This is a genomic window from Catenovulum maritimum (assembly GCF_001050375.1).
Taxonomy (GTDB): Bacteria; Pseudomonadota; Gammaproteobacteria; order Enterobacterales; family Alteromonadaceae; genus Catenovulum; species Catenovulum maritimum.
In genome coordinates, this window is sequence record NZ_KQ130490.1 from 45,051 (window position 1) to 57,194 (window position 12,144).

General features: G+C 37.4%; 12 protein-coding genes. 4 read left to right on the forward strand and 8 right to left on the reverse strand.

What is annotated here, in order from left to right; genetic code table 11:
- The first annotated feature begins 89 nt into the window (after positions 1–89).
- Both guaB and guaA read left to right on the forward strand, forming a co-directional pair.
- Positions 90–1,559 carry an IMP dehydrogenase gene (gene guaB, locus XM47_RS10295; protein ID WP_048692253.1) on the forward strand — a complete coding sequence of 490 codons (1,470 nt, stop codon included), beginning with the start codon at positions 90–92 and terminating at the stop codon, positions 1,557–1,559.
- A gap of 75 nt (positions 1,560–1,634) precedes the next feature.
- Entirely contained in the window at positions 1,635–3,212 is a 1,578-nt protein-coding gene (gene guaA / locus XM47_RS10300) for a glutamine-hydrolyzing GMP synthase (protein ID WP_048692254.1), read from the forward strand.
- Between the two features lie 154 nt (positions 3,213–3,366).
- Here the strand turns inward: guaA and XM47_RS10305 are convergent, their stop codons facing one another.
- The 6 genes from XM47_RS10305 to XM47_RS10325 form a co-directional block, all read right to left on the reverse strand.
- A complete protein-coding gene (locus XM47_RS10305; protein WP_048692255.1) occupies positions 3,367–4,794 on the reverse strand; it encodes a sulfatase in 1,428 nt (475 codons plus the stop codon).
- A gap of 370 nt (positions 4,795–5,164) precedes the next feature.
- Entirely contained in the window at positions 5,165–5,314 is a 150-nt protein-coding gene (locus XM47_RS18850; protein WP_078061885.1) for a DUF2897 family protein, read from the reverse strand.
- A complete protein-coding gene (locus XM47_RS10310; protein WP_048692257.1) occupies positions 5,302–5,979 on the reverse strand; it encodes a M15 family metallopeptidase in 678 nt (225 codons plus the stop codon). Before XM47_RS10310 ends, XM47_RS18850 begins: the two co-directional genes overlap by 13 nt.
- 14 nt (positions 5,980–5,993) lie before the next feature.
- A complete protein-coding gene (gene dapE, locus XM47_RS10315) occupies positions 5,994–7,151 on the reverse strand; it encodes a succinyl-diaminopimelate desuccinylase (protein WP_048692259.1) in 1,158 nt (385 codons plus the stop codon).
- 5 nt (positions 7,152–7,156) lie between these two features.
- Positions 7,157–7,504 (reverse strand): arsenate reductase, encoded by a 348-nt coding sequence (locus XM47_RS10320; protein WP_048692261.1) that lies wholly within the window; start codon positions 7,502–7,504, stop codon positions 7,157–7,159.
- A gap of 1 nt (position 7,505) precedes the next feature.
- A complete protein-coding gene (locus XM47_RS10325; protein WP_048692263.1) occupies positions 7,506–8,006 on the reverse strand; it encodes a PTS glucose transporter subunit IIA in 501 nt (166 codons plus the stop codon).
- A gap of 816 nt (positions 8,007–8,822) precedes the next feature.
- Between XM47_RS10325 and sohB the strand changes: the two genes are divergently transcribed.
- Entirely contained in the window at positions 8,823–9,860 is a 1,038-nt protein-coding gene (gene sohB, locus XM47_RS10330) for a protease SohB (protein WP_048692265.1), read from the forward strand.
- Positions 9,861–9,948: 88 nt separating this feature from the next.
- On the forward strand, positions 9,949–10,167 hold the full coding sequence (locus tag XM47_RS10335) for a DUF3820 family protein (protein WP_048692266.1): 219 nt from the start codon (positions 9,949–9,951) through the stop codon (positions 10,165–10,167).
- Between the two features lie 87 nt (positions 10,168–10,254).
- Here the strand turns inward: XM47_RS10335 and XM47_RS10340 are convergent, their stop codons facing one another.
- Together XM47_RS10340 and xthA are read right to left on the reverse strand one after the other, a co-directional pair.
- On the reverse strand, positions 10,255–10,890 hold the full coding sequence (locus XM47_RS10340) for an energy-coupling factor ABC transporter permease (RefSeq protein WP_048692269.1): 636 nt from the start codon (positions 10,888–10,890) through the stop codon (positions 10,255–10,257).
- A gap of 87 nt (positions 10,891–10,977) precedes the next feature.
- Positions 10,978–11,787, reverse strand: coding sequence for an exodeoxyribonuclease III (xthA, locus tag XM47_RS10345; protein ID WP_048692271.1), 810 nt, complete (start codon positions 11,785–11,787; stop codon positions 10,978–10,980).
- Between the last annotated feature and the right edge of the window lie 357 nt (positions 11,788–12,144).

The window sequence follows — 12,144 nt, forward strand, 5'->3', positions numbered from 1 at the left end:
TTACAAATTTAAGTTTACCTAGTACAACAAAGTCGTTAAAATTCTGCCGCAACTATTTATACCCCTGTTTAACTTGGTGAGAAGTTGCAATGCTAAGAATCGCTCAAGAAGCTTTGACGTTTGATGACGTCCTTTTAGTCCCAGGACATTCTACTGTCCTACCTCATACTGCTGAGTTAAAAACTCAGTTAACTGAAAAAATCACTTTAAATATCCCAATGTTAGCCGCTGCGATGGACACAGTCACAGACGCACGTTTAGCAATTGCATTGGCGCAAGAAGGTGGTTTAGGATTCATTCATAAAAACATGACGATTGAAGAGCAAGCAGCTCAAGTTCGTCAAGTTAAGAAATTCGAATCTGGAATCGTATCTGATCCAATCACAGTAACGCCTGATATGACAATTGCTGAAGTAGTTGCATTATCTGAGCAAGTTAAGTTTTCTGGATTCCCAGTTGTCGACACAGATAACAATTTAGTTGGTATCGCAACGGCACGTGATATTCGTTTTGAAAATAATCTTTCATTACCTATTTCTGACGTGATGACGGCAAAAACTAAATTGGTCACAGTTAAAGTCGGTGAAAAACCATCTGTTATTTTAGATTTAATGCATGAGCATAGAATCGAAAAAGTATTAGTAGTGGATGATAGCTTCAAATTAGAAGGTATGATCACAGTTAAGGATTACTATAAAGCAGAAAATAAGCCAAATGCATGTAAAGACGAGTTAGGTCGTTTACGTGTTGGTGCTGCTGTTGGCGTTGGTGCTGGTACAGATGAGCGAGTTAAAGCTTTAGTTGAAGCCGGTGCTGATGTCATCTTAGTTGATACTTCTCACGGGCACTCCCAAGGTGTTATCGATAGAGTAAAATGGGTTCGTGAAACTTTCCCTGAAATTCAATTAATCGCTGGTAATGTTGCAACTGCTGAAGGTGCGATTGCATTGGCTGATGCTGGTGTTAATGCGGTTAAAGTTGGTATTGGTCCAGGCTCTATTTGTACAACTCGAATCGTAACTGGTTGTGGTGTACCACAAATTACAGCTGTAGCAGATGCTGCAACTGCGTTAAAAGATCGTGGTATTCCAGTGATAGCAGATGGCGGTATTCGTTTTTCAGGTGATGTTGCTAAAGCATTAGCTGCAGGCGCAAGCTGCGTTATGGTTGGTTCTATGTTCGCTGGTACTGAAGAAGCGCCAGGTGAGGTAGAATTATTCCAAGGTCGTTATTATAAATCTTATCGTGGTATGGGTTCTTTAGGTGCTATGTCACAAAAAGAAGGCTCAAGCGACCGTTATTTCCAAAAATCTAACGAAGCTGACAAATTAGTACCAGAAGGTATTGAAGGTCGTATCGCTTATAAAGGTCCTTTATCTGCGATTATCCATCAGCAAATGGGTGGTTTACGCTCAGCTATGGGCCTAACAGGCTGTGGCACAATTGAAGCTTTAAACACTAAAGCTCAATTTGTTAAAATTACATCAGCTGGTATGGGCGAGTCGCACGTGCATGATGTTCAAATCACCAAAGAAGCGCCTAACTACCGTTTAGGTTAAGCTAATCGAAAATGATTTTGTTATCAGGCTGGCTCAATCGCTGGCCTGATTTGTTTCTATTTACTGGAAAAACATATGACAACAAATATTCATGACAGCCGAGTTTTAATTTTAGACTTTGGCTCACAATATACTCAATTAATTGCACGCCGCGTTCGTGAAATCGGCGTTTATTGTGAACTTTGGGCTTGGGATGTAACTGAAGAACAAATTAAAGAATTTAACCCAACCGGTATTATTTTATCTGGTGGTCCAGAAAGTACTACGCTAGAAGATAGCCCAGTCGCACCTGAATATGTATTTAATGCAGGCGTGCCTGTATTAGGTATCTGTTATGGCATGCAAACTATGTCTCAGCAGTTAGGTGGTAAAGTTCAAGGTTCAAACGAACGTGAATTTGGTTATGCTCAAGTTGAAGTGATCGCTGAAAACAAATTATTCGCTGCGATTGAAGATCACGTTATCGAAAATGGTAATGCGACTTTAGACGTTTGGATGAGTCATGGTGATAAAGTCGTTGAGATTCCAGCTGGATTTAAAACTATTGCTCAAACACCTAGCTGCCCACATGCAGCAATGGCAAATGAAGAAAAACAATTTTATGGGGTTCAATTCCACCCAGAAGTCACTCACACAAAACAAGGCCAACGTATGTTGGAGCGTTTTGTGCTTGATATTTGTGGTTGTGAAAAACTTTGGACATCAGCTTCTATTATTGAAGATGCAATTGCGCGTATTAAACAGCAAGTGGGTGATGACGAAGTTATCTTAGGTTTGTCAGGTGGTGTTGATTCATCTGTGACCGCTATGTTGTTACATAGAGCGATAGGCAAGAAATTAACTTGTGTATTTGTTGATAACGGCTTACTTCGTTTGAACGAAGGCGAGCAAGTTATGGAAATGTTTGGTGACCATTTCGGTTTAAATATCATCCATGTAAATGCGGAAGATAGATTCTTAAACGAAATGGCTGGCGAAGCTGATCCTGAGAAAAAACGTAAGATAATTGGCCGTGTATTCGTTGAAATTTTTGATGAAGAATCAAAAAAACTAACCACAGCAAAATGGTTAGCGCAAGGTACGATTTACCCAGATGTCATTGAATCTGCAGGTTCAAAAACGGGTAAAGCACATGTCATCAAGTCTCACCATAACGTTGGTGGTCTTCCTGATGATATGGAAATGGGCTTAGTAGAACCATTACGTGAATTATTTAAAGATGAAGTACGTAAAATCGGTTTAGAGCTTGGCTTACCATACGATATGTTATACCGCCATCCATTCCCTGGTCCGGGTCTAGGTGTGCGTGTTTTAGGCGAAGTTAAGAAAGAGTACTGTGATTTATTGCGTCGTGCTGACGCTATATTTATTGAAGAGCTGCATAAAGCAGATCTTTATCATAAAGTAAGCCAAGCCTTTACTGTATTCTTACCGGTACGCTCTGTTGGTGTAATGGGTGATGCGCGTAAATATGATTGGGTTGTTTCATTGAGAGCAGTAGAGACGATTGATTTTATGACGGCTATTTGGGCTCACTTACCGTATGACTTCCTAGGTCATGTTTCAAATCGTATTATTAACGAGATTGATGGCATTTCGCGTGTTGTTTACGATATTTCAGGTAAGCCACCTGCAACAATTGAGTGGGAATAAGCTCACCCCTCAATACTTGATCCTTAATGCTAAACTAAGTGCTTAACTTAGTTTAGCATTTCTTCCCTCTCGATTTTCCTACTCCTAATTCTTCCAGTTTAATCCAATAAAACAAATAAAAGCCGATGACTAAATTTATTGGGTTAGGTTAACTCTATTGGGGCAACCAGCTTTTGTATTGTTTAATAATCTCTGCGCTTGATTTTTGCTTAGCGATATTATTTTGCTCTAGCGGGTCTAACTTGTGGTTATAAAGCTCCATACTGCCATCTTTATAATGGATAAAGTTGTAGTCACCATATACCACAGAGTGGTTACCTTTTTCGTAGGTGACAATTGCAGGATGAGGCCAATTCATATTCGGTTTTAACATAATAGGGGTTAAATCATTCCCTTCTAATGGCAGTTGGCTTTCTAAATTTGTTAAGTTTACTAGGGTAGGGAAAATATCTAATAAGGATACAGCGGCAGTTACTTTTGCTGGCTTTATGTTTGGCGCTTGAATAATTAATGGCAAATGAGTTGCCTGTTTCCATAAGCTAAATTTTTCCCAACGATACTTTTGGCCAATTTGCCAACCATGATCACTCCATAACACTAAAACGGTATTATCTTTATATTGGCTTTTATTGAAGCCATCTAAAATATGGCCAATTGTCGCATCCGCAAAACTGACACTCGCTAGATAGCCTTGCATTGCTTTTTTCCATTCGGTTTTATCTTGAAGCACTCTTTTCGCAAAAGTAGAAGAAAAATTAGTTTTAGATATTTTAGGTAAATCTTTAATATCTGATTTAGGGTCAAGCGGAAGCTCAACCTCAGCATAAGGGTACATCTCAAAAAATGCTTTAGGTGCTAATTGCGGAGAGTGGGGACGAAAGATACCGCAAGCTAAGAAAAATGGCTTCGAATGTTTTTGTTGCAAAAATTCATGGCAATAATTTGCTGTATTCCAATCGCCTGTTTGTTCAATATTTTCTTCTATCGCACCCCAAATACCAAAGCGGCTCATATAGTCACTGAGTTTTTTTCCTTGGTATTGATAATCACCTTTTAACCATTTGGCTTTGCCATTTTCATCTCTGAATTTGTCTACTCCGGGTGTGCCTGTGGCTGTTTTAAATTGGTAATCCCAAGAGATAGGATCAGATCCAGTTAGAACGTTTTTGCCATTGCCTCTGGGTTTATGAAAAATTTTACCTGCCGCGATAGACTGATAGCCTTGGCTTTTGAAATATTGGCCCATGGTGACTCTATCTTTGCCTCCAGGCAAGTCTCTAAAGTTACCTGGGTTAGAAAACTGTCCAGTTGTCTCTGGTCTTAGTCCAGTCATAACAGCGACTCTAGATGGGTTACAAGCAGGTACAACAGTATATGCATTCATAAATTGAACGCTCTCCTGTGCTAACTTGTCTATATTTGGTGTTTTGGCTGTACCGCCCCAACTTGTAATATCTGTATTGAGATCGTCAACTGCTATCATTAATACATTCAATTTTGACTCAGCACTATGACTTACAGACATGAAGAAAAGACCGAATAAAGATAAGATACTTGCAGTAATAGATTTGGAAAATTGCATAAGAATACCTAAGTAAGAACTAGATGTGGACTCGCATAAAGCTAAATAAGGTCACAGAATTAGATAATTTCTTATTCCGAGTTCAGGTTTATTATATTTGAAAATACATTAGGTTATTAACTTTGGTTATATATTTAACACTGCTTAACTTTAATTATCTTAACTATTCGAAAATAGTCCGACTAACAGTTTGGTTTAGTTAACAAGGAGGGCAGAATAAGCAGGAATGACGCGGGTATTGCTTTAATTATGAACAATTAGGCTGAGGTTTGAAGCAAAGTTGAGCGAATTAAACTGAAGTCATTTTGCTTAGTTAATGAGTAAAACAGCCTGCTGCACAAAAATAATACAAAGTGCTACATCTGCTAGTTTAATCGTCGCTATCTTCGTCTTTGTAGGCTTGTTTGTTTTCGAAATCTTTCGGGATTTTAAACCCCAAATTATCTTTTAACATTAATATAGGCGCTATGATAAGCGCAAGTACAGCTACAATGATTAATATTATAGTTAAGCTAGACATTGGTAAGGCTCGATAAATTCTTGATATAACTCGTCCAAATTATTTAATACAGTCTCGCCTAAGGCGATTGGCTGACTGACTAAAGCTTGTTGCAAAATTTCTTTATTAAAGTTAAGACTAGCATTGGTGCTAACTGCCGTAAAGCTGATGTGCCAAGGTTCATCTGCAACGCCTTGGTCTGAGTGCTTAAGGTAAGGAAATGAAATACCCAACTTAGCTGCATTTTGCATTAGCCAGTTGGCTAATTTGGCATTTTTACCATCTTGAATATATTCTGATTCAATGAGTTGAGGCGATTCGCCAATTTTATAAGCACTAAAATCGTAAATATCAAAATCCGTTCCCCAATGATGGCGACTACTACCCGGAATTGCAGAGTAAATACAAATGCTTTTTACTTTTTCTATATCTGACAGCTTAGATAAATCGATCGCTTTATTTTGCCTGTCATAGCAAACGAGCTCGCCAGTTGCCTTTTTGTTCCAAATGGTCTTTTGACGCTCATAACTGCGAAAACTACTGGCTAATCGGCAATCAAACCCAGCAAGCTTAGCTTGTTGTTGAAGCTGTTTAACCGCATCTAAGACTTGCGTATTCACTTGATGATTTGTGAATAACTCAGTTAAATGGGTTTCAGCTAAGCCTGTGAGTTCGTTTGCGTTCATGATCAAAAATCAGGTTATTTAGCTAATAGCTTTTCTAGCATTTTTTCGTATATATCAGTTAAGAGTTCAACATCTTCAATTTTAACGCATTCATTAACCTTGTGGATTGTTGCATTAATCGGACCTAATTCAACTACTTGTGCACCAGTTGGCGCGATAAAACGTCCATCTGACGTACCACCTGTGGTTAATAATTCAGGACGATAGCGTGTTACTTCTTCAACTGCATCAGCGGCAGCTTTTACCAAGTCGCCAGAGTCGGTTAAAAATGGTAAACCATTGTAAGTCCACTCGATATCATAATCTAAACCGTGAGCATCTAATATGCCTAAAACCCGTTGAATTAATTCATCCGCGGTTACTTCAGTAGAGTACCTAAAATTAAATTGAATTTCGATATCACCCGGCACCACATTAGTCGCCCCTGTACCAGATTTTATATTCGATACTTGGAAACTCGTTGGCGGGAAAAATTCATTTCCTTTATCCCATTGAATTTGGCTTAATTCAGCTATAGCAGGCGAAGCTAGGTGAATTGGGTTTTTCGCTAAATGTGGATAAGCGACATGGCCTTGGATGCCTTTAATTACTAAATCACCACTTAACGAGCCACGGCGTCCATTTTTAATGACATCTCCGACTTTATGCGTGCTCGAAGGTTCGCCGACTAAAGCCCAAGTGATTTTTTCGTTTCTTGCTTCTAAAGTATCTATCACTCGAGTTGTACCATTAATAAATGGCCCTTCTTCATCACTCGTGATTAAAAATGCAATTGAACCTTTATGATCAGGGTACTTAGTCACAAACCTCTCGGTTGCAACCATCATAGCTGCAAGACTGCCTTTCATATCGGCAGTTCCACGCCCATGCATATAGCCATCAATTATGGTTGGTTCAAATGGTGGCGTGTGCCAATCTTTTAAGTTGCCAGCAGGTACAACATCAGTGTGACCGGCAAAGCAAAATACTGGGTATTCTTTACCTTTTCTTGCCCACATATTGGTTGTATCTTCAAATACCATTGACTCAATATCGAAGCCAACAGCGCTTAACCTTTCCGCCATCATTTTTTGGCAATTGGCATCTTCTGGTGTAACAGACTCTCGGCTAATCAAATCTTTTAATAATTCAATTACTTCGCTGTGGCTGGTGTTTTGTTGTTCTGTGCTCATTCGAATTAGCCTTCTAAAAATTCAGTCATAGATTGTGCAGAAAAACCAACAATCACTTTCTCGTTTAACTCTACAACGGGTCTTTTAATTAAAGTTGGGTTTTCTAATAGTAGTGCAGCAATATTATCAGCGCTTAAACTGCTTTTGACTTCGTCAGTTAAATTACGGTAGCTAGTACCACGTTTATTTAATAGTACTTGCCAATCTAACTTAGTTAACCAGAAATCAACTTTATCAGAGCTTAAGCCGTCTTTTCTGAAGTCGTGATAATTAAAATCAATTTTTTCTTCAGTTAACCATTTTTTAGACTTTTTAACTGAATCACAGTTATTAATGCCATAGATTGTAAGCATTTTATCGACTCCTAATACTGAAAATAGGGTCAACTAGAGTTTTTACCTTGTGATAAAAGGGGATATAGACACCTTTACAGTTGACCACAGTGCAATAGCCAATTTTGTTAGCTAAAGCTTTATTAAATAATGTTTGATTATACCGAAATAATGTCTGACCTTTTACCACTTTCTGCTTTAATCTGACTTCACATTGGATACTTTCAGTCATTAAAGTTTCAACTTGCCAGATAAAGCCTAAAATTAAAATTAATCCATTGTCCGTTTTAAATTTGATGTGGCTGTAACCCGGGCCGATTTCAACAATGCTGCCATCAATGGGGGCTGAAAGTTTATTGTCATTTGGGATATAGGTTACACCTGCACCCATAAAACCATTACTGATGATAGGGTTAGGGTGCTGTGATAAAGGTAAAATTTCGCCGTTACATGGAGCTGACACAATAAAGCCTTTAAGCCAATCTGGCCGCTCACTTGGTTCAATATAGCTAATCTTATCCATTTTGCTTTTGTTTTCGGTTAGATAACTACAGTATATGGTTTCAAGGCGTTAAAGCAATTTAAACCTTAATGTCCAACTCGTCTTAAAATCAGGACTAGTTGCTAATTTAGCTGTTTTAGATTTATTACATTCTCAGTATAGGTGTATAAAACTTGAAAATGACTAGACTAAAAAAATATCAATTGTGAGTAAGTTTGTGGTTATCCTGTGCTTTGTTTGTGGTTAACTCTATTATTGTGCACAGGCTTAATCGCCATAGACTATAATTTTAATAATTCCACAAAACTTGTAGATAAGTCTGTTGAGTACCCTTTGGTTAGTTGTTATCTTGCTGATTTATAAGTCTATTTAGTTTTGATTAAAAATTAATCCACGGACAAAAAGTCTCCATTTGATTGCTGATATTTCGTCAATTCATGGTTAAATTTTATCAACAGTTAGCAGCTTGATACTTTGTTCTTTTTACTTTTCACTTGCTTGATTCGCTCTTGTATAAATTTGTTGGTTATTTGCACACACAATCGTTTTACAATGTGTTTAAAGCTTAATTTATTCGATTTGTTTGATAACTTTAACCTTTATCCACTAATGTTGTGGATAAAGGTGTGGGTTTAGTTGGGTTAGTTTTTTAACTTGCTGAATTTTAATGGTTTTAAAGAGTGGTTAAAAAAAGTTCAGGGTAAAATATGAGCATGTTTTTCTAATTTAATGCCATATTTAGATAAGCTCGATATAAAAGAACTGAAATAATGGTTTAACTCTGGCTATTAGTTTATGTTAAATTGAGTGCAGACATAATTACTATAGGGTTTAAAGATGGAATTCCTTTACGAATACGGTTTGTTTTTTGCTAAAACAATTACTTTTGTGATTGCCTTTGGCCTAATCGTGGCAATTGCCGCGAGTGCTAAGAAAAGCAAGGGGCAAAAAAAGGGTGAGTTGGAAATAACGAACCTTTCTGAGAAATATAAAGATATTACAGATGCAATCGAGTCTGAGTTATTTTCTAAAGACGAATTAAAGCAAAAAGAAAAAGCAGCTAAGCTAAAAGCTAAGCAAGAGAAAAAAGAAAAGAAAAATAAAACCGAACCTGAAACTAAAAGTCGTGTATATGTTATAGATTTTAAAGGCAGCGTTGATGCTAACGAAGTCGATGGGTTGCGCGAAGAGATCACAGCTGTTTTGTCTGTCGCTAAGCCTGAAGATGAAGTGTTAGTTAGACTAGAAAGTGGTGGTGGCGTAGTACATGGTTATGGCCTAGCTGCATCTCAACTAGCTCGATTCAAAGCTAAAAATATCCCGTTAACTGTTTCAATTGATAAAGTTGCAGCTAGTGGTGGTTATATGATGGCTTGTGTTGCAGATAAAATTCTTGCCGCGCCATTTGCGATTGTTGGTTCGATTGGTGTCATTGCACAAATTCCTAACTTTCATAAATTACTTAAGAAAAATGATGTTGAATTTGAACAAGTAACGGCTGGTGAATATAAACGTACTTTGACAATGTTTGGTGAAAACACAGACAAAGGTCGTGAAAAATTTAAACATGAGCTAGAAGAAATACATCAGCACTTTGTTGAACATATTGAAACTTTTAGAAAAGATATGGATGTTCGACAGGTTGCAACAGGCGAACACTGGTTAGCAACTAAAGCTAAGGACTTAGGTTTAGTTGATGAATTAAGTACTAGTGATGATTACTTAATTGAAAAAATTAACTCAGCAGACGTTGTTCAAGTTAAGTATCAGGTTGCAAAATCTATGATGGAGAAACTGCCTTTTGCTGCTTCTAAAGGTGCAGAAAATATCTTAACCAGCCTGTATCAAAAAATGACGGAATTAAAATTTAGGTAGTTTGATATCTATCCAAAGCTAAAAATACAGCGCTTGTCGCTGTATTTTTTTATCTAAATTAAGGCTTTTACTCAGGTTAAATACCAATATGTTCGAGAAACAAGATTTAATAAAACTAGCCAACATGCCAATGCCTTTTGGAAAATATGCGGGTAGAAGACTAATTGACTTGCCAGAAGCATACTTACTCTGGTTCAGAGATAAAGGTTGGCCAAATGGTGAGTTAGGGCGCTTACTCGAAATTGCTTTAGCGCTTAAAATTGAAGGGTTAGAGGGGCTATTAAACCCCCTTAAATATCATGATTAGCTAGATGTAACTTAAGTCAGAGCAACATCCAATCAAAAACTAGCCAGTAACCAACCAATGGCCTAACCAAAACATAAGTTAACTCTGTTAAGAATCTAAATATTGTTTATCGCTAAAGGTACGGACTGTATTCGGGAAATAAATGACGCCTATTGTCATTGTCATACCGTTAAGTAAGGCTTCTGGAAATGACAATAACAGCAATAAAATTAAGTAATTGTCCGTTAAGGTTTGCCAATCATATTGTCCACCAGAATAATAAAATACAGCAAGGCTGAACATTTTACAGATAATAGAAGCGGCGCCAGCTAAAAAACTCGCGACAAAAATATAAGTAAAAAAGTGTCGAGGCAAATGATGATAGCTGTAGCTGAAAATCAGATAGCTAACGGATACAGGTACAAATACCCCAGAGACAAAATGAAGTGCAAATTCATACCAGGCTTGGCTGACAAAAAAGTAGCTGATAGTTAACGCAAACAAGCCAGCAAAAATAGCTAATCTAAAACCTAAAAATAAAGTGCAGGCAGTCAGCCATAAAAAATGGACATTTAACCCAGCGTAAATACTGGTTTGGATTGACCAAAGCATAGCTAAGCCAGTACTAAAGCCTAAAAACAAATGCTGTTTGGATTTTGAATCGAGTAATTTCTTGAATTCTGAGTTATCGAAACAGGCGTAGACACAGGCTGCTAAAAATACGAAAAAAATGCTTTCAAACATAATCCGCTGCTCAATTAACTGACATAATCAAAGTTTAGTTCAAACTATTAGGATTGAAAATGTCAGTTAGCGCCTAAGTATGGTTAATTAAGCTTTAAATGTCGTCCAAATTGGAGCGTGATCAGATGGTTTTTCTATGCCACGAAGTTCATAGTCGACATCGCTTTCTATCGCTCTGTCAGTTAATGATTGAGTCGTCATAATTAAATCAATGCGCAGGCCACGGTTATCTGGGAAACCTTTAGAACGATAATCAAACCAGCTATATTTATCGTCTGTGGTTGGGTGTAAGTGGCGGAAACTATCGGTAAAGCCCCAAGCTAATAAAGTATTTAACCATTCACGCTCTTCTGGTAAAAACGAACATTTTCCAGTTTTTAACCAGCGTTTAGCATTATGTTCGCCGATACCTATATCTAGATCTGTATGCGAAATATTAACATCACCTATAATTGCGATTGCTTGATCTGGCGAGTAATTTTGTTGTAACTCAGTATTTAAATCTCGGTAGAATTTTTCTTTAGCTGGAAATTTAGTTTCGTGGCTACGATTCTCACCTTGTGGGAAATAGCCATTAAATACAGTATAAGCTTGCCCATTTTCATCCGCATAAGTTGCAATTATCATTCTGCGCTGCGCGTCTTCTTCGTCTGTTTTAAATCCTTTTTGGACAAAACTTGGTTTTTGTTTTGAAACTAAGGCAACACCATAATGTGCTTTTTGGCCGTGAAACTCGACATGATAACCCATAGCTTCAATGGCTTCAGTTGGGAAGGCTTCATCATGGACTTTAATTTCTTGCAATCCAATCACATCCGGTTGGTGTTTATCGATAACGGCTTGTAATTGATGAAGTCGGGCACGTAGGCCGTTAATATTAAATGAGATGATTTTCATATTGATGTATATAAGAGTAAATAATGCGCTCAAGATACATGAAAAGGGCTGGTTTCAGCAAGTTGTAATGCTAATAAGCGGATGATGTGATGGCCGCATCCCCAGATAGCAAAAGCAAGAATAAGCGATAAAACGCATCAACTGAATATTTATCGTGCTTGGTCATAAATGGCTTTTTCGTAAGGTTTAAATGTAATAGACAGGCAAAGTAGGTGAAATATCGCAAATAAATTAAATTATTTTTAATTTCACTATTGAAAAGTCAGAACTTCATCATACATAGAGTTCAACAGAGAATTTAACTGAGTAATTATTTAGGGTTGCTGAAAAAGTTAAATAACTCGTTCTAGATTTTTA